Source organism: Pseudoalteromonas sp. NSLLW24, from assembly GCF_015864725.1.
GTDB lineage: Bacteria > Pseudomonadota > Gammaproteobacteria > Enterobacterales > Alteromonadaceae > Pseudoalteromonas > Pseudoalteromonas arctica.
Genome location: NZ_JADYWQ010000002.1, coordinates 148427 through 174771, shown reverse-complemented (window position 1 = coordinate 174771; position 26345 = coordinate 148427). Strand labels below are relative to the sequence as shown.

Annotated in this window: 9 protein-coding genes; 3 read left to right on the top strand and 6 right to left on the bottom strand. The window is 44.6% G+C overall.

Going from position 1 to position 26345, the window contains the following annotated elements; translation table 11 throughout:
* Nucleotides 1-37: 37 nt before the first annotated feature.
* From I6E72_RS02330 to I6E72_RS02310, 5 genes are all read right to left on the bottom strand, one after another.
* On the bottom strand, nucleotides 38-718 hold the full coding sequence (locus tag I6E72_RS02330; protein WP_007581861.1) for a flagellar hook assembly protein FlgD: 681 nt from the start codon (nucleotides 716-718) through the stop codon (nucleotides 38-40).
* 13 nt (nucleotides 719-731) lie between these two features.
* Entirely contained in the window at nucleotides 732-1163 is a 432-nt protein-coding gene (gene flgC / locus I6E72_RS02325; RefSeq protein ID WP_007581860.1) for a flagellar basal body rod protein FlgC, read from the bottom strand.
* 5 nt (nucleotides 1164-1168) lie between these two features.
* Entirely contained in the window at nucleotides 1169-1576 is a 408-nt protein-coding gene (gene flgB, locus I6E72_RS02320; protein ID WP_149591732.1) for a flagellar basal body rod protein FlgB, read from the bottom strand.
* Nucleotides 1577-1721: 145 nt separating this feature from the next.
* A complete protein-coding gene (locus I6E72_RS02315) occupies nucleotides 1722-2552 on the bottom strand; it encodes a CheR family methyltransferase (RefSeq protein WP_007581859.1) in 831 nt (276 codons plus the stop codon).
* A 20-nt stretch (nucleotides 2553-2572) separates the two neighbouring features.
* Nucleotides 2573-3505, bottom strand: coding sequence for a chemotaxis protein CheV (locus tag I6E72_RS02310; RefSeq protein WP_007581858.1), 933 nt, complete (start codon nucleotides 3503-3505; stop codon nucleotides 2573-2575).
* A gap of 140 nt (nucleotides 3506-3645) precedes the next feature.
* On the opposite strand from I6E72_RS02310, the gene flgA reads away from it, so the two are divergent.
* The 3 genes from flgA to I6E72_RS02295 all read left to right on the top strand — a co-directional run bounded on the left by flgA (nucleotide 3646) and on the right by I6E72_RS02295 (nucleotide 5174).
* On the top strand, nucleotides 3646-4353 hold the full coding sequence (gene flgA / locus I6E72_RS02305; protein WP_197110941.1) for a flagellar basal body P-ring formation chaperone FlgA: 708 nt from the start codon (nucleotides 3646-3648) through the stop codon (nucleotides 4351-4353).
* A 76-nt stretch (nucleotides 4354-4429) separates the two neighbouring features.
* On the top strand, nucleotides 4430-4750 hold the full coding sequence (flgM, locus tag I6E72_RS02300) for a flagellar biosynthesis anti-sigma factor FlgM (protein ID WP_002959436.1): 321 nt from the start codon (nucleotides 4430-4432) through the stop codon (nucleotides 4748-4750).
* A complete protein-coding gene (locus I6E72_RS02295; RefSeq protein ID WP_024592769.1) occupies nucleotides 4743-5174 on the top strand; it encodes a flagella synthesis protein FlgN in 432 nt (143 codons plus the stop codon). The genes flgM and I6E72_RS02295 overlap by 8 nt, the downstream gene beginning before the upstream one ends.
* A 143-nt stretch (nucleotides 5175-5317) precedes the next feature.
* On the opposite strand, the gene I6E72_RS02290 is transcribed toward I6E72_RS02295, so the two are convergent.
* The gene (locus I6E72_RS02290; RefSeq protein WP_197110939.1) at nucleotides 5318-26338 is read right to left on the bottom strand and encodes an Ig-like domain-containing protein; all 21021 of its coding nucleotides are present in this window, start codon (nucleotides 26336-26338) and stop codon (nucleotides 5318-5320) included.
* Between the last annotated feature and the right edge of the window lie 7 nt (nucleotides 26339-26345).

Sequence of the window (26345 nt, the reverse complement as noted above, 5' to 3'; positions counted from 1 at the left end):
CTGTGGCCTGCTAGCAGGCGAAAAATACTAAAATTTATTACGCGATTTCTGCTACATCTGTCAGCCTAACCGCACCTTCTTTAGTGTTAATAATAATGCCACTTGAGCCATTAATATTAACGCTTTCAATGTTCTTGAATGTAGCAATGGGCAAGCTTGAAAATTCGCCGTCAGTACTTCCTTCGGCGGTTACTGAGTATTCACCTTCAGGTAAACGCTCACCGGCTTCATTTTTGCCATCCCACGCAAAACGTACTGCACCTGCTGATTGAGAACCCATATCAATAGTTCTTACTAGCTGACCTGATGCATCTGTCACTTTAATTTTTAAGTTATCAACGGCTTCTTCTGCCACTGCAGAGCCTCTGGCATCACCCGTTTCATTTAAATCCAGGGTGTTTGACTCAAGTAAAGCTTGCTTGCCAACAAGTGTTGATGCTTGCAATGCTGAATTTGATGTCATAGAAGACGCTAAGCTATCAAAATTTGAATTTAAATCGCTGATGCCTTGCGCCATTGTGAAACTAGTCATTTGCGCAATCATTTGATCGTTATCCGCAGGGTTACTGGGATCTTGAAACGATAATTGCTGAGTTAACAAAGAGAAAAAGTCTTCTTGTGTTAACGCATCACTCTCATTATCACTGGTCGCTACTTGCGATTCTTGCCAGCGTATAGAGTCTAAATAGGATGAAGATGTACTAATATCGTTACTCATAACCTACCCTCGGTTACCGCTGCCCTAGCAACAGTGTTTTACTTAGCATTTGCTTTGCTGCATCAGCAACTTGCACGTTTGTTTGGTAAGAACGAGAGGCAGAAATCATATTTGCCATCTCCTCTACAACATTGACGTTGGGTTTATAGATATAGCCATTTTCATCCGCACTTGGATGGTTTGGGTTATATTCAATTTGTAATGGTGCATTACTTTCAACAATGCCCAAAACTTTCACACCAACTGCGGAGCCCTGTTGGTTACTTACTGATGCTGAAGCCTTTGTTAGTTCAGCCGCAAATACAGGTTGGCGCGCTCGGTACGTTTTGTCTTGAGATGAACTAATGGTATTAGCATTAGAAATATTACTAGCTGTAGTATTTAAGCGAACGTTTTGTGCGCTCATACCCGAACCTGCAATATCGAAAACATTATATAAACTCATAATTTTTATCCTTGACTACCGAGAGCTTTATTCAGGCCTTTAAATTTGCCGCTTAAAAATTGCAAGCTGGCCTGATACTCCATAGCATTCTGTGTATACAAGTTTCGTTCCACTTGTATATCAACCGAGTTACCATCACCTGTATCTGATTGATTTGGCATACGAAATGATTCTGAACTTCCCATACTATGAGTACCTCCACCAATGTGTTTATCATTAGTTCTTACCATAGTATTGCCGCTTTGCTGGGTTGACCTTGCCGCTTTTAATGCAGAGGCAAAATCAATATCTTTTGCTTTATAGCCAGGCGTATCAGCGTTAGCTATATTAGTTGCAATTAATTCAGCTCGCTGTGAACGGATCAACATGGCTTGCGGATGCACACCTAATGCTTTATCAAAACTGATAGCCATAACCTTCTCCAAAAAATTGACTTACCCATGAATAAAGCAAAAAATAAGCCATTAATATTAGGAAGTGTTATATTTTTATAAGGCTATGTATCTAAATAGAAAAACGACGCTTGGTGCGTCGTTTTAGGGAAATGAATTAACTTAATTATTTCTTTTGGTAAATGATACCGGGGTTGCATCTAACCATATCAAATTCAGTACTTAGGCCAGTTAGGGACTCTGACGCGCCTAAAAATAAGTACCCTTTTGGGTTTAATGCTTGTGCAAACTGATTAATAATTTTAGCTTTTATTTCAGGCGCAAAGTAAATAAGTACATTACGGCAAAAAATAATATCAAATTTGCCCATTAACGCGTAAGAATCAAGCAAATTCAGGTGCCTAAAACTAACTTGTTTTTTTATTGTATCGTTTACTTGTGCCATACCATTGCCGCTGTCTTTAAAAAACTTTTTACGACGCTCTGCAGATAACCCTCTGGCAAGTGCAAGCGCGTCATATTCTGCATTTTTACACATATCAAGCATGGTATTAGATATGTCGGTACCAATAATTTGTGCGCCCATACGAAGCACACCAGGTTGCTTAGTATTAAATTCAGCTACTGACATAGCTATTGAATAGGGTTCTTGTCCTGATGAGCTGGCAGCAGACCAAATTTTTAAAGGCCTTCTTAAGTCTTTAAACTCAGGGAAGAGCTTGTTTTGGAGCAACTCAAACGGGTATTGATCTCTAAACCATAACGTTTCGTTTGTGGTCATTGCATCAACCACTGCGGCTCTTAATTGCCGCTCGTGAGGCCCGAGAGTTTTACTAACCAACTCCGATAAAGATCCCACATTAAATCGAGTCATTAACGGAGCAAGTCGGCTTTTAACTAAATACTGTTTGTTTTCACCTAAAACAATGCCGCATTGCTGCTCTAAAAACGAACGAAACTGGTCGTATTCACTTTGCTGCAAATCTTTATTATTCAAGTTAGTAGCACCTATTTTTGTTAATCACAATGAACCCACTTTTTAACCGCTGTTGCTAATTCGTCTGGGTTAAATTTAGCAATAAAGTCATCTGCCCCGACTTTTTCAATCATAGCCTGGTTAAAAACACCACTCAGAGAGGTATGCAAAATAACATGCAAAGGTGCAAGTTTGGGATCTGCTTTTATTTCAGCTGTTAAGGTATAGCCGTCCATTTCTGGCATTTCAACGTCTGAGATAAGTAACGCTACTCGCTCAGTAATATCGTTTTTACAATCAAGCTCTGCTATTTCTTTTAATCTTATAAGTGCTTCTTTACCATTTTTGGCAAGCTCTGTTTGCACGCCTAACGGCTCTAGGGCACGTTTAACTTGATTACGCGCAACAGCAGAGTCGTCTGCAATAAATACGATACGTTCGCCTAAATCTTTTTGAATATCGCCGCTTTGTGCAACTTCAGCACTTACTTCTGTGTTTACTGGGCAAATTTCGTTGAGAATTTTTTCTACATCGAGAATTTCGACTAATTCATTTTCGATTTCGGTCACTGCCGTTAAATATGAATAACGTCCGGCGCCTGATGGCGGTGGCATTATTTTTTCCCAATTCATATTTACAATACGTTCAACTCCGCCCACTAAAAACCCTTGTACAGAGCGATTGTATTCAGCAATGATTATAAAGCTGTCTTTAATGTTGTCGATTGGGCGCCCACCTACAGCCATCGATAAGTCGATTACTGAAATAGTTTGACCACGAATATGTGCAACACCACGAATATACGGATTAGATTTTGGCATGCTTGTTAGTGGAGGGCATTGCAGCACTTCTCTCACTTTAAATACATTAATACCAAAACGCTGACGCCCTCTGAGCTTAAATAAAAGTAATTCTAGGCGGTTCTGCCCAACCAACTGTGTGCGTTGGTTTACTGAGTCTAAAATGCCTGCCATTCAAATCTCCTAAAGAAAACAAATAATACGGAACGATAATTGCTTTCTATTTATAAAGCTACATAACATCGCGGGTGCGTCTACTTTTTGACGCAAAATATTTATACCCTGTTTGAAACCATAAGCATAGTCGAAACATTATGAGTTTGTTAAAAAAAATCAGAAGATACAGTGTTTTTTATTTTGTTACTAGCTTGTGCTTTGTATTCCCTTTGCACGCTAAAGTGTTTAGTAAAGATTTATTACAAGACATGGCCGTCACTTACATAGGTAAGCAGGTTGGTACATTACAAAATACTAATATTCAATTAAGTGCACTGCCTTTAGATAGTCGCATCCCTGATCGTGTCTGTAATACTAAGCTTGAATTATCAACATCCGATGAGCCACCATTTAACCGCCAAGTAACCTTACAAGCCAAGTGCAATGATGCGCAAACGTGGACTCAATACGTTCATGTAAGAGTTGTTGAAATGGCTCCAGTTGTTGTTGCCACTGCTAATTTAACTCGTGGTGAAGTAATAACTAAATCGCATTTAAGTATTGAAATGAAACCAACTCACTTTGTACGAATTCAGTACTTAGATGACCCTACAATGCTAATAGGCAGCAGAAGTAAACGAAATATTAGAAGTGGTATGCCAGTATTACTAAACCAAATTTGTATGGTGTGTAAAGGTGACTCTGTTAATATTTACGCTAATCTCAGAGGCCTTAGAATTAAAACCACAGGTATTGCTTTAGAAGACGGTACTTTGGGCGAACAGATACAAATAAAAAACAAAAAATCAGGTAAAGTTTTAAATGCGCGAGTAGATGGTGTAGAGTCTGTTCAGGTGAATATTTAATTTAGATTTATACTAAAGTATCCTACGTATATGCCGATAACATGGCATAAGTTGGGTAATATACGGGTTTATTATTATGGTCAATCAAGTTAATGGCAGTAATCAACAAGCTAATGCGCTTACAAATGCAAAGCAGCAACAAGTTGATTTAAAAAAAGATAATGCTAATACACAAGCTGCTCAGGCTCCTTCGCCTAAAGCTGCTAGTGATTCTGTAAGTTTAACGCCGCAGGCACAGCAATTAAAAACGCTTCAAGATAAAGCGCAGCAATCGCCTGGCTTTGACAGCGATAAAGTTGCTGAGCTAAAAAAAGCAATAACTGAAGGTAAATACCAAGTGGATAGTGAAAAGCTTGCTAAAAACTTAGCTGATTTTGAGTTTAACGTGTATGGCTGATCATAATAGTTTAATTAGCGTAAAACTAAACCAACAAGTAAGTTGTTTAGATTCTTTGCATACGCTATTAAACGACGAGCTTACTGCTATTGCCTCACGACGTGGTGCTGGTTTAAAAGAAATTACCCAACAAAAAATGTCTTTTTTAACTAAGTTAAGCACTCTTGATAAAGAGCTAAGTAAGCTAATTGCTAGTAACGACTCACAAAATCCTGAAATATCTGAGCTAATAAGCCAAGTTAAAACTCAACTTGCACAATGCCAAAAACAAAATAACGTTAATGCTCATGCTGCCCGCCAAGCGCAACTAAGTGTTAAACAATTAAAAGAGATATTAATTGGCGCACCAACGTCAATGACCTACGACCAAGCCGGTAAGTCTGTAAATACCGAGAGTAAACTGGTTCGTAACTTAAAAGCTTAAGCCCAAAATTTTACATTAAAAAAGCCTTATTGACTTATCAATAAGGCTTTTTTAATGTCCTTTATTCTTAAATTTAGTTATAAATAATACCAATTCACTTAATTATGTAAGCCCCCTTAATAATTAAGAGGGCTTTATTGGTATTAAATATCCGTTTGATTATTACTACTTTCAATTAAGTGTTTAATCATCTCTTCCGATTGATTTTGTACATCAACCGCAGGTGCTGCTGTATCAATGCTTCCCCCGCTTTGGGCTGGGGTATAAGCAATTGCAGAACCTTCGTCTTCAACCAGTGTATTTAGCGCTATAAGCTGCTCTGCATCTTCGTTAATGATTACATCATCAATATTAAGCGGCTCCGCCGAACTCATTTGCACCGTTTGCTCAGGTGTTGATAGACCACTCAAGTTACCTAAATCAATAGTTTCAGTACTTAATATGTTGTTGCTTGAAACTTCATTAGAGATTGTATCGCCTAGAGCCGACTCTTCGCTAAATGATGCAGGGATTGTGTCGCCAGAGGCTGAGCCTGATTCAGAGGTGTAAATATTGCCGGACTCGATAAACACATCATTACCATTTTTAACTTGGTAATTACCAGCTTCGTCCACAGTATAGAAATACGTGTTTTCAAGACCTGTACCCAGTAAACCTAAAAGATTCAGATCTAAATTAGTAGAGTCCCAATTACCTTGAGCATCTACAACTGCATATGGCGCTGAAGTTAAAGCTAAATCAATGCCTAAAACTAATGAGTCGAAAATATAGACCTTACTTCCCTCACCGCCATCAGATGTACCTTCGTAACCAACCAATATCCCTATACCCAATAAATTAAGTAAGTACTCAGGTTCTACTGTAAAGTTAATCGGTGTAGTATCAATAACCAATCCAGATAAACTACCGCTTGATGTTGCGTTTCCAGAACTATCGGTCGCTACAGCTGTTACAGTATAAGTCCCATCAGCTAAGGTAGTATTAGCTGTTACGCTCCACTCACCAGATGCATCAGCAGTTACTGTTTCCGTTGCCTCTGTAGCGCCACTAAAGGTAACAGTTACAGACTCACCAGGAGCGGCTGTACCTGTTATAACTGGGTTTTGATCTATAGTTAGTACCAATCCTGAATCGATTGTGATTCCTGAATCAACGGCACTGCTTGCTGATCCTTCTCCGATATTACCTGCACCATCAGCAATGCTTACATCAACGCTGTAGTTGCCCTCAGGAAGTACTTCTGTAGAGGTCACGCTCCAAGTTCCATCAGGCTCAACTGTTGTTTGAACATTGTGAGTGGCACCAGCTGAATCAGTAAACATAACGATTACTAACGCGCCTGCAAAACTTCCAGTTACTGACCCTGTAACAGTAGGTGTTATATCTTGCCCTACCAATATTGGATCTATGACTACAGTTGGCGCTGTGTAGTCTGTGCTTGACACCATAGTATCGCTAGCAGAGTTACCCGCTGTATCGCTTATTGATGCTGTTGCATTAAAGCTACCTTCACTAAGCGCGGTGGTAGCTGTTACTGACCATGTGCCATTGCCTGAAACTTGAGCGGTAATAGTTTGTGAATCATTATTAGCATCGGTAATAACAACACTCACATTTGTACCTGCTGGTGCATCACTTGTACCTGTAATTGTTGGTAACGGGTTATTAGTAACAGGTAACTGGTTAACTTCAACTGTTGGTGGTGTTAAATCAATAATGCCACCTAGGCTTGTAGAACTTGTAAGCCCTAAGTTTTCAACTGTAGCACTTACAGTAAAGGCACCTTCAGCTAATGGTGTTGTAGGTATTAGAGTCCATACACCTGCAATAGCTTGGGTGTTATATGTCGTTGCTGTACCGCTACTATCGGTAATAACTACCTGTACGTCACCTGCTAATATATCTGTGGTACCTGTAATTGTTGGCGTTGTATCGCTTGTATCTACAATTTGATTAATTAACAAACCTGGTAAGGTTGTACTAATAGTGCCCGTTTGCGTAACTGTTGTTATATTCCCAGCATCATCTGTACTTATTGCCTCAATTGTTAAGTCACCTTCAGCAAGTAAAGGAGTAACAATAAGCCATGTTCCGTCTCCTAATACCGAAGTGGTAACTACATATAATGTATCTGTAGAGTCAGTAATATTTACGGTAATTAAACTTCCTACCTCTTCATCGCTTGTCCCTTCAATAGTAGGTGTTAGCGTATTAAGTACACCAAACGCATCAATCCCTAGCGCTGGCGCTATAGTATCTATGGTTACTTGCTCAATGGCCGACTGCCCAGTATTGCCTGCGGCGTCAGTTATACTTGCAGAAACAGTATATATACCATCTGATAAGCTAGTAGTTACTAAAGACCACTTGCCATCGCTACCAATTAAGGTATTAAATACCGTTTTTTCACCATTACTACCAATAACAGTTACGTCAATATCTGTACCTGGTTCTTCTTCCGATGTACCTGAAATTTCTAATAAATCGGTATTGCTAATGCTCAGTGGTAAAATTCCAACCACTGGTACTAGCGTATCAACGACGAATTCAAGCGTATCGGTAACTACATTACCTGCATTATCAGTAATACTCACATTAGCAACGTGTTGCCCTTCAGATAATGCATCTACCTCGAGTGAAAATAACCCAGCTGCATTAACCGTAGTGGTTAAAACTGAACCACCATCAAGTTGTATTTCAACAACACCATTAATTAAATCACTGGTACCTTGGATAATTGGCGTTGAATCTGATGTTGTGCCAATAACCTCTAAGCCAAGTGTTGGCGATATTGTATCCACCACATCCGTAAGTAGCTGCGTCGTAGTAATACCTACTTCACTTAACACATTAACAGTGACTTTAAACACTCCTTCAGCCAATGATTGAGGAACTTGTACAGCCCACGTATTATCGGCTTGCACTATAGCCGTAAGCTCTTGTACTACATTTTCGCTATCTACCACTCTAACTAGCACTTCGGTGCCTGGGGCTTGGTCGGTCGTACCGCTAATTATTGGTAAATCGCCCTCACCAGTAGCAAAGTCAACCACCGCATTAAGTAACGGCGTTGAAGCATCTACATCTGCAGTCGTAATAGTGGTGGTGTTACCCGCTTCATCGGTTGCAGAGGCTTCAACAACTGATAGACCAATAACATTAACTGCTAGGCCTAATAGCTCCCAATCACCATTTGCATCTGTGGTTACATCGTATGTTAAATCAAGTAAATCACCTGCAAGCTCTAAAGTAACAGTAACTGTTTTACCCTCACCTAAATCAGAGGTGCCAGATAAAGAAACCAACTGACCTAATAGGAACGAAGGCACAATTGTTAGCTCTGGTCCCACGGTATCAACCTCACCACCGGCTTTATTGTCGACCGAAGTATTGCCCGCAGCATCGCTAATAGTTGCACTAACACTGTAAACACCGTCAGCTAAAATATTATTAGCAGCCGCTTGCCAGTCTCCATTGCCATCGGTTTGAACGGTCATTTGATGAGAAACTCCAGCAGAATCAGTAAAGGTAACAATAACGTTTGTATTTGCCTCGTTAGACGTACCTGTAATCAATGGAGTGCTATCTTGAGTTAGTATTAATGAACTTTGATTAATACTAATTTCGGGAGCAATTGTATCAATAGTTGCAGTATTTGTTGCGTCCCCAGTATTACCAGCGCTATCAGTAACAAATACTTCAACTGAATAACCTCCTTGTGAAAGAGAACTACTTGCCTCTACAGACCATATACCACCAGTTTGAACTGTTGTATTTACAGTATGCTTATTCCCTAGTGCATCGGTAAATACCACAGCGACTGCATCACCTACCATGGCACCTGTCACATTCCCTGAAATACTTGGAGTTAGATCGGTACTTCCAGCAATATCGTTAATGATCACAACTGGCGCTGTTATGTCAACTTCCCCTGTAATACTTGTGTTTACAGGATTACCGGCAGTATCTGTTGTTGAAGCTAAAACCGTGTAAATGCCCTCGCTCAACTCTGTACTTGCAGCGACTGACCATGTGCCATTTGCACCAACCATAGCATTAACCGTTTGCTCTGCACCTAAGCTATCAGTAATTAAAATAATAATTAATGCGCCTTGCGGTGCGGTTGTTGTGCCTGAAATTGTAGGCGTTGTATCATTTAAAGTTACAAGCGGCGTAATACTAAGCGTTGGCGCGGTTAAATCGATAACACCGCTACCTGTTGTATTACTCGTTAAGCTTCCTTCAGTTACACTTGCCGAAACAGTAAACTCACCTTCAGGAAGAATACTTGTCGCATCAACACTCCAAATCCCACCTACCACAGTTGTAGTTACAGTATGTGAAATGTTATTAACGTCAGTTATGACAACCGTGATGTCTGTGTTATCTGCCGCACTACTTGTGCCCGATATTGCTGGTGTTTGATCGTTCGTATCAACAATTGTATTAATATTAATTGTAGGCGCATTGGTATTTAAAGTTGCGGTACTATTTGCAACTGATTCATTCCCTGCGGCATCAGTAACACTTGCAGAAACTGTAACTTCACCATCAGTCAGTGCGTCTGTTATATTTGCACTCCAAGCACCTCCTGCACCAACAACAGTTGTGTAAGTCTCGGTACTATCTCCATCGGTCACAGTTACTGTAATACTCGTGTTTTCAGGTTCATTGGATGTGCCTGAAATAGTTGGCGTGCTGTTATTAATTGTACCTAATGCGTTTATAGAAATACTTGGTGCTTGAGTATCAATAAAGCTCGAGCCTGTAGCCAAACCTTGATTGCCAGCATCATCGGTAATACTTACCTCTACATCATAATTGCCATCTGGCAAGCTTGGCGCCGTAACTTGCCAATCGCCGTTAGCATCAACTATTGCGGTTAAAATGTGTGTGTCATTATTGCTATCTGTAATGACTATATCGACCACCGTATTCTGTGGTTCAGTTGAAGTACCACTTACAATTGGTGTATTAGTGTTAAATACAGTTATATCATTAAGTACAATAACAGGTACTTGGGTATCAATTGTTAAATCAATAGTCGTGCTGCTGATATTATTAGCGTCATCGGTAATACTTACTTGCGCCGTATAATCACCATCAACAAGTGCTACGGGGACATCTACTTGCCAATTGCCATCAGTACCCACAGTTGTTGTTAGTGTTTGACCACCAATAATAATGCTTACATCTGCACCTATCTCATTACTTGTGCCTGAAATTGTAGGTGTTGTATCTATTGTCGCGTTAACTTCGTTCACAATTAATGTAGGATCAACGCTGTCTATTTCACCTTGAGCCTGCTGCGTTGTTAAGTTACCAACACTGTCTCTAACCTCTGCAACAACGGTATATTGACCTTGCGCTAGCTCTGCAGGTACAGCAACAGACCAGTCGCCACCGGCTTGAACTGTCGCAGTAAACGCTTGGCTTTCTCCTTCACTATCAGTCACGGTTATATTAATTACAGTGCCTTGCCCCATATCGGTGGTGCCGCTAATTACTGGCGTACTGTCATTAGATAAAGCATCGACACTAACTGTTAGGTCTGGCGCTACGTTATCAAAATCAAGTGTATTGATTGTTCTAACATTACCAGCGGCATCCGTTGCACTGGCAGTTACATAGGCAAGATTTAGTAAAGGTACTGTTATGTTTGCAAGCCCCCACGTACCATCAGGATTTGTTGTCGCTGTATAAGTTGCGCCAACTAACCCACCAACTAGGTACTCTGTGATAGTGATCACAGAACCCCCTGGTAGATCAGAATCCCCCGAAAGAGAAACTAAATTACCTAATAAAAACGATGGAATAATTTCAAGATCCGGAGCGGTTATATCGACTTCGCCAGTGTCTGTACCCCTGCCTGTATTGCCTGCGGCATCGGTGATGCTGGCGCTGACGCTGTAATTACCTTCCGCTAAATCGCCGCTTGGCGTTACACTCCAGTTACCATTAGCATCGGTTTGTACATCAATAGTTTGCACTGCATTCGCTGCATCTGTAAACGTCACCTTGATGGTGCTGCTAGGTGCATCACTGGTGCCTGTCACTGTTGGCGTGCTGTCGTTTGTTAATACTGGCGCATCCACGGTAATGCTTGGCGCGGACGTGTCTATTGTGCCGTTGCCGGTAATATCGGTGCTGTTACCTGCCACATCGCTAATACTTGCTTCGATGCTGTATGGTCCTTCAGCCAATGCAGTCGGTACTTCCACCGAGAAGTTGCCATCAGCATCCACAGTGGTCGTAAAGGTTTGTGTATTGCCTTGATCGTCCACAACCGTGAAGTTAATAACCGTGCCTTCAACGGCATCACTTGTGCCGCTAAGTGTCGGAGTGATGTCATTACTTGAACCTGGGCTGGTAAGCACAAGTGTCGGTGCAGTGGTATCTACTTCACCAGTGCCTGTGGCGGTGGCTTCGTTGCCTGCCGTATCGCTCACGCTTGCGCTTACGGTGAAGTTACCTTCTGCGAGTGCTATCGGTACAGGGATTGACCATGTGCCATTGGCAAGTACGGTGGCGCTCATTGTTTGTGGTGTGCCACTGCTATCTGTCACTATAACCGTTACCGTACTGCCTTGCGGTGCATCACTACTGCCTGCAATCGTTGGCGTGGTGTCGTTGCCTACACCATTGTCGGTAATAACAAGGCTCGGGCCAGTAAGGTCTATCAGACCTGTCTCGGTGGCGCTGCCGATATTACCTAGGCCATCGTCTACCTCTGCGGTGACCGTATATTCGCCCTCGGCTAGTACGCTTGGTGCATCGACGCTCCATACACCACCCGTTACGGTCGTATCAACAGTCGTAATATTCCCTGCACTGTCTTCAAACGTTAAGCTGATAGTGGTGCCATCGGCTGCATCACTTGCACCATTAATGGTTGGTGTGGTGTCGTTGGTATCAACCAAGGCATTAATGCTAATGCTCGGCGCGGTGGTGTTGAGTGTCGCGGTTTCACTTAATGTGGTGGTGTTTCCTGCACTGTCGCTTACGCTTGCTTCGATAGTGAGTGGACCATCAGTTAGCGCGTTCGGTACATCCGCTGACCAACTGCCATCGGCTTGTACTGTCGCGGTGAACGTTTCTGTATTATCTGCATCCGTGACGTTAATCGTTATAACCGTGCCTGCTGGCGCGTTTGATGTCCCGCTAATTGTTGGCGTGCTGTTATTAGTGGCGCCTACTGTGTCTAACGTCAGTGTCGGCGCTAAGGTATCTAAGCTGCCAGTTTGTGTGGCGCCGCCAGTGTTACCTGCATCATCGGTGATACTGGCTTGTACGGTGTAGCTTCCATCTGGTAATTCAGGGCTAGTTGCTTGCCAATCACCGTTTGCATCCACAGTAGCGGTGATTGGGTGCTCATCACCGTTACTGTCGGTAATAACAATATTTACAACAGAGCCTGCAGGCTCTGTTGAGGTACCACTAATCACTGGGGTGCTGTCGTTACTCAAACCCAGTGCATCAACGGTGACAACTGGTGTGATGGTATCTACATTACCACTGCTGTTTGCGGTACTCTCGTTGCCTGCGGCATCGATAATGCTGGCAACAACGCTAAACTCACCTTGTGCAAGGGCTGTCGATACTTCGATTGCCCAGTGACCATCGCTGTCAACTATTGTATCAATGGTTTGCACAGCACCTGCGCTATCTGTGATAGTGAGTGTAACAGTGCCACCAATTTCATTACTGGTGCCCTGAAGCTCTGGTGTTAAATCGCTGACATCGCCCACGTTTTGAATGGTGAGTAGTGGCGCTTGCGTGTCGATAGTCGTGGTGTCACTCACGGTGGTTTCATTGCCGACACTGTCGCGCACACTTACTTCAATGGTGCTTTGACCTTCACTTAATGGTGTCGCTGGTGTGGCGATCCAATCACCGTTTGCATCCACAAGGGCGGTGATGGTTTGCGGGTTGCCTGCGCTGTCGGTCACTACGATAGTCACTTGTGCCCCCTCGCCCGCATCACTTGTACCGCTTATGATTGGCGTGTTGCTGTCGCTTTGTGCTGCAACATCAACAGTGAGTGTCGGTGGTGTATTATCAAAGTCGTCTGAGCTAATTGTACGGGTATTACCTGCGGCATCGGTCGCTGTTGCGATCACTGAGCCAACATCAAGTAATGATACATCTAATCCGACTAATGACCAGTTGCCATCCGCATCTGTTGTAGTGGTATATGTTGCACCAATACCACCGCCTACCAGTTGCTCGGTAATAGTAATTTCACTGCCTACTGGCAAATCAGAGGTGCCGCTTAGGGTAATTAATAAACCAAGCTCAAACGTTGGTGTAAAGGCAAGTGCTGGCGGGGTTACGTCTACTTCGCCCGTATATGTACCTGTACCTGTGTTGCCTGCGGCATCGGTGATGCTGGCGCTGACGCTGTAATTACCTTCAGCTAATGTACCTGTTGGTGTCGCACTCCAGTTACCATTAGCATCGGTTTGTACATCAATGCTTTGAGTAGCATTCGCTGCATCTGTAAACGTAACGGTAATGGTGCTATTAGGTGCATCACTGGTGCCTGTCACTGTTGGCGTGCTGTCATTTGTTAATACTGGCGCATCTACACTCACACTTGGTGCTGTGGTATCAATGGTGCCGTTGCCTGTAATGTTGGTGCCGTTACCTGCCACATCGCTGATGTTAGCGGTGATCGTGTACGGCCCTTCTGCCAGTGCAGTCGGTACTTCTATAGAGAAGTTGCCATCGGCATCCACAGTGGTGGTGAACGTTTGTGAGCTACCTAAATCATCCACAACGGTGAAGTTAATAACCGTGCCTTCAACCGCATCGCTTGTTCCGCTGAGTGTTGGGGTGATGTCACTACTTGAGCCTGGACTGGTAAGTACAAGTGTCGGTGCAATGGTATCTATTTCACCAGTGCCTGTGGCAGTGGCTTCGTTGCCTGCGGCATCGCTCACACTGGCGCTCAGTGTAAAGGTGCCTTCAGCCAGTACTTGCGTGGCTGCTACGCTCCATGTGCCATTAACCCCTAATGTGGTCGTTACGGTATGAGTAATATTATTACTGTCGGTGATTTCAACGCTCACGGTGCTGCCTTGTGGCGCATTCGCTGTGCCGGTGATCGTAGGTGTTGTGTCATCAGTCACGGTTACATCATTTACGGCAATATTAGGAATGGTCGTATCCACTACGCCATTTTCTGTTGCTGTACTTGTATTGCCGCTTCCATCTGTAACACTCGCTTCAACTTCATAACTGCCTTCAGCTAAGTCAACAGGAGCTTCAACACTCCAGATACCGTCTGTAACAGTTGTTTGTACCGTGTTTGCTATGTCATTACTGTCCGTGAAACTGACGGTGATAATAGTGCCATTTGCTGCACTGCTGGTACCGCTCACATTCGGCGTTGTATCATTTGTATCCATTAATGCATCAATATTAATACTCGGTGCGTTGGTATCTAATGTTGCGCCTTCACTTAACGTGGTGGTGTTGCCTGCACTGTCACTGACGCTTGCTTCGATAGTGAGTGGACCATCAGTTAGCGCGTTCGGTACATCCGCTGACCAGCTGCCATCTGCTTGCACTGTTGCAGTGAACGTTTCTGTATTATTTGCATCCGTGACGTTAATCGTTATAACCGTGCCTACTGGCGCGTTCGATGTCCCGCTAATTGTTGGTGTGCTGTTATTCGTGGCACCGACTGTGTCTAACGTCAGTGTCGGCGCTAAGGTATCTAAGTTGCCTGTTTGTGTAGCGCCGCCGGTGTTGCCTGCATCATCGGTGATACTGGCTTGTACGGTGTAGCTGCCATCTGGTAATTCAGGGCTGGTTGCTTGCCAGTCACCGTTTGCATCCACGGTGGCGGTGATTGGGTGTTCATCACCGTTGCTGTCGGTAATAACAATGTTTATAACCGTGCCTGCAGGCTCTGTTGAGGTACCACTAACAACTGGGGTGCTGTCGTTACCCAGGCCCAGTGCATCAACGGTGACAACCGGTGTAATGGTGTCTACGTTACCACTGCTGCTCGCGGTGGTTTCGTTGCCTGCGGCATCGGTAATGCTCGCAACAACTGTGAAGTCGCCTTGGGCAAGCGCGTTTGATACTTCAATAACCCAGTGGCCATCGCTGTCAACTATCGTATCAATGGTTTGCACAGCACCTGCGCTATCCGTGATAGTGAGTGTGACAGTGCCACCAATTTCATTACTGGTGCCCTGAAGCTCTGGTGTTAAATCGCTAACATCGCCTACGTTTTGAATGGTGAGCGTTGGCGCTTGCGTGTCGATAGTCGTGGTGTCACTCACGGTGGTTTCATTGCCAACACTGTCGCGTACACTTACTTCAATGGTGCTTTGACCTTCACTTAATGGTGTCGCTGGTGTGGCGCTCCAATCACCGTTTGCATCCACAAGGGCGGTGATAGTTTGTGGGTTGCCGTTGCTGTCGGTAACCACAATCGTCACTTGCGCGCCTTCACCCGCATCACTTGTACCGCTTATGATTGGCGTGTTGCTGTCGCTTTGTGCGTCAACCTCAACAGTAAGCGTTGGTGGTGTGTTATCAAAGTCGTCTGAGCTAATTGTACGCGTGTTACCTGCTGCATCGGTCGCTGTTGCGATCACTGAGCCAACATCAAGTAACGATACATCTAATCCGACTAATGACCAGTTGCCATCCGCATCGGTTGTAGTGGTATAAGTTGCACCAATACCCCCGTTAACAAGTTGCTCGGTAATAGTAATTTCACTACCTGCTGGCAAGTCAGACGTACCACTTAATGTGACTAATAAGCCAAGCTCAAAGGTCGGCGTAAAGGCAAGTGCCGGTGGAGTAATATCCACTTCACCACTGTCTGTGCCTGTGCCGGTATTACCTGCCGCATCGGTAATGCTGGCGCTAACACTGTAGCTCCCTTCGGCTAAATCAATCGTTGGTGTCGCGCTCCAGTTACCATTGGCATCGGTTTGTACATCAATGCTTTGAGTGGCATTTTCTGCATCGGTAAACGTAACGGTAATGGTGCTGTTAGGCGCATCACTGGTGCCTGTCACTGTAGGTGTGGTGTCATTGGTGAGTACTGGCGCATCCACGGTAATGCTTGGCGCGGTCGTGTCTATTGTGCCGTTGCCTGTAATATCGGTGCTGTTACCTGCCACATCGCTGATGCTGGCGGTGATCGTGTACGGCCCTTCTGCCAAGGCAGTCGGTACTTCCACTGAGAAGTTGCCATCGGCATCCACAGTGGTCGTAAAGGTTTGTGTATTGCCTTGATCGTCCACAACCATGAAGTTAATAACCGTGCCTTCAACCGCATCGCTTGTTCCGCTGAGTGTTGGGGTGATGTCACTACTTGAGCCTGGGCTGGTAAGTACAAGTGTCGGTGCGGTGGTATCTATTTCACCAGCGCCTGTGGCGGTGGTGTCGTTGCCTGCCACATCTTCAACACTCGCGCTTACGGTGTATGCACCTTCTGCAAGTGCTACCGGTACAGGAATTGACCACGTACCATTAGCAAGCACGGTGGCATTTATTGTTTGCGCTGCGCCGTTGCTGTCGGTGACAACAATGGTTACTTCACTGCCTTGCGGTGCATCGCTGGTACCTGCAATCGTTGGCGTGGTGTCGTTGCCTACACCGTTGTCGGTGATAACAAGGCTTGGTGCGGTTAAGTCAATCTCGCCTGTTTCGGTGGCGCTGCCGATATTACCTAGGCCATCGTCTACCTCTGCGGTGACAGTATATTCGCCTTCGGCTAAATCAGTTGGTGCGTCTACGATCCATACACCGCCCGTTACGGTCGTATCAACAGTCGTAATATTCCCTGCACTGTCTTCAAACGTTAAACTAATGGTGGTGCCATCTGCCGCATCGCTTGTACCATTAATGGTTGGGGTGGTGTCGTTGGTGTCAACCAGTGCATTAATACTGATGCTTGGCGCCGTGGTGTTGAGTGTTGCGTTTTCACTTAATGTAGTGGTGTTGCCTGCACTGTCGCTTACGCTTGCTTCGATAGTGAGTGGACCATCAGTCAGTGTGTTCGGTACATCTGCTGACCAGCTGCCATCGGCTTGCACTGTTGCGATAAACGTTTCTGTATTATCTGCATCCGTGACGTTAATCGTTATAACCGTGCCTACTGGCGCGTTCGATGTCCCGCTAATTGTCGGCGTGCTGTTATTAGTGGCGCCTACTGTGTCTAACGTCAGTGTCGGCGCTAAGGTATCTAAGTTGCCTGTTTGTGTCGCGCCGCCGGTGTTGCCTGCATCATCGGTGATACTGGCTTGTACGGTGTAGTTGCCATCTGGTAATTCAAGGCTGGTTGCTTGCCAATCGCCGTTTGCATCCACGGTGGCAGTGATTGGGTGTTCATCACCGTTGCTGTCGGTAATAACAATGTTTATAACCGTGCCTTCAGGCTCTGTTGAGGTACCACTAATCACTGGTGTGCTGTCGTTGCCTAAGCCTAGTGCGTCAACGGTGACAACAGGTGTAATGGTATCCACATTACCACTGCTGCTCGCGGTGGTGTCGTTGCCTGCCGCATCGGTAATACTCGCGCTTACAGTAAAATCACCTTGTGCAAGGGCACCTGGAATTTCAATATTCCAGTGACCATCGCTGCCAACTAGGGTTTCAAGGGTTTGCACAGCACCTTCGCTGTCGGTGATGATGAGTGTAACGGTGCCACCAATTTCATTACTGGTGCCCTGCAGTTCAGGTGTTAAATCGCTAACATCGCCTACGTTTTGAATGGTGAGTAGTGGCGCTTGCGTGTCGATAGTGGTGGTGTCACTCACGGTGGTTTCGTTGCCAACACTGTCGCGTACACTTACTTCAATGGTGCTTTGACCTTCACTTAATGGTGTCGCTGGTGTGGCGATCCAATCACCGTTTGCATCCACAAGGGCGGTGATAGTTTGTGAATTACCATCGCTATCGGTCACTGCAATAGTGACTTGCGCGCCTTCACCCGCATCGCTTGTGCCGCTTATGATTGGCGTGTTGCTGTCGCTTTGTGCTGCAACATCAACAGTGAGTGTCGGCGGTGTATTATCAAAGTCATCTGAACTAATTGTACGGGTATTACCTGCGGCATCGGTCGCTGTTGCGATCACTGAGCCTAAGTTCAGTAATGAGATATCAATACCAGTCAGTGACCAGTTACCATTGGCGTCAGTGGTTGTGGTGTAACTTACGCCCACACCGCCGCCAACAAGTTGCTCAGTAATGGTAATTTCACTGCCAGCCGGTAAATCAGAGGTGCCGTTTAATAACACCAATGAACCTAATAAGAAGGTAGGTGTAAATGCTAAATCTGGTGGTGTTATATCTACTTCGCCTGTATCTGTACCTGTACCTGTGTTGCCTGCGGCATCGGTGATGCTGGCGCTGACACTGTAGTTCCCTTCAGCTAATGTACCTGTTGGTGTCGCACTCCAGTTACCATTAGCATCGGTTTGTACATCAATGCTTTGGATGGCATTTGCTGCATCTGTAAACGTAACCGTGATGGTGCTATTAGGTGCATCACTAGTCCCTGTCACTGTAGGCGTGCTGTCGTTCGTTAATACTGGCGCATCTACGGTAATGATTGGTGCGGTGGTATCAATGTTACCGCTGCCAGTGATGTCTGTGCTGTTGCCCGCGACATCGCTAATAGCCGCCTCAATGCTGTAAGGCCCTTCAGCTAATGCAGTCGGTACTTCTACTGAGAAGTTGCCATCAGCATCAACCGTGGTGGTGAACGTTTGTGTATTGCCTTGATCGTCCACTACGGTGAAGTTAATAACCGTGCCTTCAACCGCATCACTGGTGCCGCTTAAGGTTGGGGTTACGTCGTTACTTGAGCCTGGGCTGGTAAGTACAAGGGTCGGTGCAATGGTATCTATTTCACCAGTGCCTGTGGCGTTGGCTTCGTTGCCAGCGACATCGCTCACGCTTGCGCTTACGGTGAAGTTACCTTCTGCAAGGGCTGTCGTAACAGGGACTGACCACGCGCCACTTCCGCCAACTGTCGCGGTAATGGTTTGCTGTGCACCGGCACTGTCTGTCACAATAATAGTGACTTCACTGCCTTGTGGCGCATCGCTTGTACCCGAGATGGTCGGTGTCGTGTCATTGCTAACACCATTGTCTACAATAACAAGGCTTGGTGCGGTTAAGTCAATCTCGCCTGCTTCTGTGGCGCTGCCGATATTACCTAGGCCATCGTCTACCTCTGCGGTGACAGTATATTCGCCTTCTGCTAGTACGCTTGGTGCATCGACGCTCCATACGCCGCCCGTTACGGTCGTATCAACAGTCGTAATATTCCCTGCACTGTCTTCAAACGTTAAACTAATGGTGGTGCCATCTGCCGCATCGCTTGTACCATTAATGGTTGGGGTGGTGTCGTTGGTATCAACCAATGCATTAATACTAATGCTTGGGGCCGTGGTGTTAAGTGTGGCGGTTTCACTTAATGTAGTGGTGTTACCGGCGTTATCACTAACGCTAGCTTCAATGGTGAGCTCACCATCGCTCAGTGCATTCGGTACATCCGCTGACCAGCTGCCATCGGCTTGCACTGTCGCGGTGAACGTTTCTGTTGTGGTGCCATCACTCACGCTGATGCTAATAACAGTCCCCGCTGGCGCATTGCTACTTCCGCTGATAGTCGGGGTGCTATCGTTCGTTGCGCCCACGGTATCAAGCACAAGCGTTGGCGCGAGGCTATCAATGGTGCCCGATTGCACGGCACTATCGGTGTTACCTGCGGCATCGGTAATGCTGGCTTGCACACTGTAGCTGCCCTCTGGTAATTCAGGGCTGATTGCTTGCCAGTTGCCGTTCGCATCGACTGTGGCTGTAATTGGTGTTTCATCGCCGTTACTGTCTGTGATAACAATATTCACAACGGTGCCTTCAGGCTCTGTTGAGGTACCACTAACAACTGGGGTGCTGTCGTTGCCTAAACCCAGTGCATCAACGGTGATAACGGGTGTAATAGTATCTACATTACCACTGCTGTTGGCAGTGGTGTCGTTGCCTGCAGCATCAGTGATGCTGGCAACAACGCTAAAGTCACCTTGTGCAAGGGCACCTGGAATTTCAATATTCCAGTGGCCATCACTTTCAACGGTGGTGGTGAAGGTTTGCTCAGCGCCTTGGCTGTCGGTGATGGTCAGTGTTACGGTGCCGCCAATTTCATTACTAGTGCCCTGCAGCTCAGGTGTTAAATCGCTGACATCGCCTACGTTTTGAATGGTGAGTATTGGCGCTTGTGTGTCTAACGTAATTGTATCTGTAACTGTTGTCGTATTTCCTGCTTCGTCAGATACACTCACTTCGATGGTGTTATCACCTTCATTTAAATCTGTTTGTGGAGTTACTTCCCAGTTACCATTTGCATCTACTGTGGTGCTAAGTGTTTGTTCAACTCCATTTTCATCTGTAATAACAACCGTGATACTGGTACCAACGTCTGCATCACTAGTGCCTGAAATAGTAGGCGTTGAGTCGTTGGTTACAGCTTCAAAGTCAACGGTTAAGCTAGGTCCTGATGTGTCTATATTACCGGTAGCCGTAGTTGAAGCGCTATTTCCTGCAGCATCAGATACTTCAGCTTCTACAGAATAATCGCCCGAGGCCAACTCTTGAGAAAGCTCAACACTCCAATTACCATCGGCATCCGTTGTAGTCCTAAATGTACGAACAACTCCTTGAGAATCAGTAACCGTTAAATTTATAACTGTGCCTGAAGCTACGTCTGTTGTGCTACCTGAAATAATTGGAGTAGTGTCATTACTAGTTTCTAGTTCATTAACTTGTATTGTTGGAGGCGTAATATCAATTACAGCATCAAGCTCTGCATTTGCGCTTCCACCACCTATGTCTGTTACTGTCGCACTAATTAAAATGGTGCCCTCAGCTAAATTTGCTGGCGGAGTAACACTCCAAAGACCGTTTTCATCAACAACTGTGGTTAAAGTAATTATTGCACCCGCTGAGTCAGTGATCTGAACTTCAACTTGAGAGCCAGCTTGTGCATTAAAAGTATCACCATTTATTTGAGGTGTTTGATCGTTAGTTTCGCCAATAATATCAATGGTAATGGTCAATGCGCTTGTATCAATTGTGCCTGAAGCACTTGCTGTGCCTTCATTACCAGCGCTATCACTAATACTTGCATCTACAGAGTAGCTTCCTTCAGCTAAAGCCGCGGACACTTCTACAGTCCAACTTCCATCTGCAATTACTTCTGCTGTAATTATTTGTACTATACCGTTAGCATCGGTCACTGTTAAAGTTACGGTTGAACCAGCTGGCTCACCGCTAGCTGTGCCTGAAATAGTTGGTGTTGTATCACTCGTATCGCCTAGCGCATTAATAGTAACTATTGGCGCTGTGGTATCAACTTCTCCCGTTGTTGTGGCTGTGGTTTCATTACCTGCGGTATCAGTAACCGATACCTCAACAGTAAACTCACCTTCACTTAATTCGTTTGGTACATCAACACTAAAGGTGCCATCGGCTTGTACTTCAGTGATGATTATTTGTGGATTACCTGCTTCATCAGTTACCGTAATTGTAACTAATGTGCCTTCTGGCTCACCCGTTGCGGTGCCTGAAATTGTTGGGGTGTTATTATTAGTATCACCTACAGGGTCAATAATCACTGATGGCGCAGCGGTATCAACTTCTCCAGTTGTAGTTGCTGTGGTTTCATTACCTGAAGTGTCGGTAACCGATACCTCAACAGTAAACTCACCTTCACTTAATTCGTTTGGTACATCAACACTGAAGGTGCCATCGGCTTGTACTTCAGTGGTAATGATTTGTGGGTTACCTGCTTCATCAGTAACTGTAATAGTAACAACCGTGCCCTCTGGCTCCCCCGTTGCGGTGCCTGAAATAGTTGGGGTGGTGTCGTTACTATCAGCCAGTGCATCTATCGTGATCACCGGTGCTAAAGTATCAACCTCGCCAGCCGTAGTTACTGTGGTTTCATTGCCCGCAGTATCTGTAACCGATACCTCAACAGTAAATTCACCTTCACTTAATTCGTTCAGCACATCAACACTAAAGGTGCCATCGGCTTGTACTTCAGTAGTAATTATTTGTGGATTACCAGCGTCATCAGTTACCGTAATAGTAACAACTGTGCCCTCTGGCTCACCTGTTGCTGTGCCAGAAATTGTCGGTGTGGTGTCGTTGCTATCTGCCAGTGCATCAATCGTAATAACAGGAGCTGAGGTATCAATAGTACCCGTTGTTACTTCTGTACTTTCGTTACCAGCAGTATCAGTGATTGATACGTCTACGCTGTATTCGCCTTCGCTTAATTCATCTGGTACATCAACAGTGAAAGTGCCGTCAGCGAGTACTTCTGTAGTGATGGTTTGTGGGTTACCTGCTTCATCAGTCACGGTAATAGTAACAACGGTGCCCTCTGGCTCGCCCGTTGCAGTGCCAGAAATTGTCGGTGTTGTATCATTGCTATCAGCGAGTGCATCAATCGTAATAGTTGGTGCGGTATTATCGATAGTTCCTTGTGCTGAAGTTTCACTTTGATTACCTGCCTCATCGCTAACGATGGCATTAACGCCAAAGTCACCTTCAACTAACTCATTAATAGCATCAGCTGTCCAGGTACCATCAGCTAACGTTTGTGTTGTAATTGTTTGTGTATTACCACCAGCGTCCGTCAATGTTAATGTAACCGTTGTTCCGGCTGGTACATTTTGTACAGAACCTGATATTGTTGGAGTAGTATCGGCGCTATCTGGGATTGTATTAATTGCTATAATTGGAGCTGATAAATCAATTGTTCCAGTACCGGTATCGCTTGCTTCATTACCTGCAGCGTCTGTTACTGTTGCTGTAATTGTAAAGTCGCCTTCAGCAACAGCTTGAGTTGCACCAACTTGCCAAGTTCCATCTTCTGACACAACCGCCGTCAATGTTTGAGACTCACCATTTGCATCAGTAACTAAAACACTAACAAGGCTACCCGGTGCTACATCACTCGTTGTTCCGCTAAATGTAGGTGTTGTATCGTTTGAATCAGCAAAGTCATTTATTGCAACTAAAGGAGGGGTGGTATCAACTGAGCCTAATTGTGAATCTTGAGCTGCGTTACCCGCATTATCAGATACATTAGCTGTTACTGTAAAATCCCCCTCACTTAAAGCAGTTGGAATCTCAATACTCCAAGTACCATCCGCACTTATAGTAGTAACTAACTGTTGCTCAGCTCCTAGACTATCGGTAACAGTTAAAGTCACTTCACTGCCCGATGCTAAACCTTGGGTAGAGCCGGTAAGAGTAGGTGTTGTATCGTTTGTATCTGCAATATTGTTAATAGTCACACTTGGTGCGGTTAAATCAACCGTACCTGTAACAGTTGCAGTACTGCTATTGCCAGCAGTATCACTAACACTCGCTGTTACTGTGAAATCTCCTTCACTGAGATCTGCAATAATATCCGCTGTATATGTACCATCGGCATTTGTAAGTGTTGTGAGTGTTTGTTCATTGCCTTCACTGTCAATTATTACTAAGGTAACTTCTGTTCCTGCTGGTACATCAATTACGTTACCACTTACTGATGGGGTTACATCATTCGTATCCTCAATAGGATTAATCGTGATTGCAGGGTCGGTTAAATCAATTTCTCCAGTTTCGCTTGCAGAAGCTGTATTACCCGCAGCATCAGTTACAGTTGCAACCACATTAAACTGGCCTTCAACTAATTCATTACTTGCCTCAACTGACCAACTTCCATCAGCACCAGTAACTACTTGCACGGTTTCTGCTACGCCATCGCTTCCTGTAAATGTAACGGTTACTAACGCACCAGGTTCTACGTCTTGGGTAGAGCCGCTAATTGTTGGTGTTGTATCGTTAGTATCAATAATAAAATTAATGCTTATAGTTAAATCAACATTACCTACTGCACTTGCTTGCGCCTCATTGCCCGAGTCATCTATAACCGCTGCAACTACAGTAAAGTCGCCCTCAGGCAGAGGAGTTGTTACTTGTGCAGACCACGAACCATCTTCTTGCGTCACTGCAAGTAATGTAAATGTACTCCCATCGCTTGCCGTAATAGTTAAAGTAATGGTTGTACCTGCAGGCACATTACCGGTGTTACCACTTAAAAATGGAGTGGTATCGTTAGTATTAGCAATTGCATCGATTTGAATTGAAATAGGAGCAAACGTTATTTCGCCGTTTGTTTGCGCAGTAGCCTCATTACCTGCTACATCGGTTACTGACGCAGTTGCTGTAAACTCACCACCTGGCAAGATTTCATTAGCATCAACACCCCATGTGCCATCTTCATTTAATAAAGTAGTTAAAGTTTGTACGCTACCGTTAATATCGGTTACTAATACTGTAATTACAGAGCCCGCTGGAGCGTCTTCTACCCTACCTAAAAATGTTGGTGTAGTATCGTTAGTATCAGCAATTGCGGTAACGGTAATATCTGGGTTTGTTAAATCAACAACACCTTGGTTATTTGCTTGGGCTTGATTACCTGCAGCATCACTTACACTTGCATCAACCTCAAACTGCCCTTCAGCCAATGGCGTAGTTACGTCGATAGACCAATCCCCATCAGCGTTAGTTTGGGTTAATAATGTTTGAGTTTGACCATTAAAATCGGTAATAACCACACTAATAATAGAGCCAGCAGGTACATCTTGCGCGTTACCTGTAATAGTTGGCGTGGTGTCTTGAGTGTCGTTAATATTATTAATTTGTACCGTAGGCGCCGTTAAATCAACTACTCCTGAATCACTTGCTAATGCTAAGTTTCCTACACTGTCGCTTACTTGTGCATCAACCGTAAAATCACCTTCAGGCAAAGGAGTCCCAACTTCTACACTCCAGCTTCCATCGGCTTGAGTAACTGCTGTTAATGTTTGTATTTGTCCTGCACTATCTGTAACAGTAATTGTTACTTGCGTGCCTTCAGGAACCCCATTTGTTGTTCCAACAAGTGGTGGTGTCGCGTTATTTGTTTCATCAGTTACATTTACTGTGATTACCGGAGCAGTTAAATCTACATTCGCTAAAGCTTGATCTACAGCTTGATTTCCAGCGGCATCAATCGCCACTGCGCTTACGTTAAACTCTCCTTCAGATAAAGGTGAGGTAGTAGTAATAACCCAATTTCCTAGCGCATCAACCTGAGTAACAATTGTTTGTACCGTACCTGCACTATCCGTTAACGTGACTGACACATTATCCCCAGTGTTCAACCCAGATACAGTCCCTGTTACTGTCACTGTTTGCGAAGCAGAATCGGCAACAGGATCAATAGCAATAAGCGGAGGTGTTGTATCAATTTCTATAGAAATAGTGTCGTTTATAGGGTTGCCAACAGGGTCTGTTGCTTCAACAACAACCGTTACAGGGCCATCTGCGATTGGAGTTGGTAGGGTTATTTCAAAGGTACCATCAGGGCCAATCACAACACTAACTACTTGAGAATTTCCATCAACATCAGTTACCGTTACATTAACCGTTTCGCCAATTAAGTTTTCACTCGTACCGGTAATTGTTGGTTGTGATGAATTAGTAACGCCCAGCTCATTAAGTGAAATAGAAGCCGAAGTTGCGTCAGGCACAATACCATCAGAGGTATCTCTTAAATTAAAAGCTTCAGTAGCGCTTTGATCAAAAGAAGAATCAAAAGTAACACTACTAGGATCAACACTTTCAGAAATTCGGGTTAACTGTACAAACGAACTACCTCCATCGGCACCAGCTGCATTACCGCCACCAGCGGCTGTTGCCTCTAAATTATCTAAAATGTCCCCATCACCCTCTAATGCATCTAAAAAATCTGTTACATCTGAATTAGCCGCCGTTGATGAGTCTTGCTCTGTACCTAAGTCTAAGCTTGCGATTGCTTCATCTAAACTTTCATCAAAAACAGTTGTTTCGCTAGAGTCTCTTGCTTCTTTCGCTAATAGGTCTGGTGTTATTTTTACCTTTTGATTTGCGGGTATAGATAAGGTTTCACCTTGCACATCTATTTGTAACGACGACTTAATAGCAGTAACAACTAAATCACCTACGGTAATAATGTCACCAACGTTTAACGCTCTTATTGATCCATCATCCAACACAACACCCGCCGAACCCTGAATATCAATAACTACAAGTTGATTTGCTTCCATTTAGGTA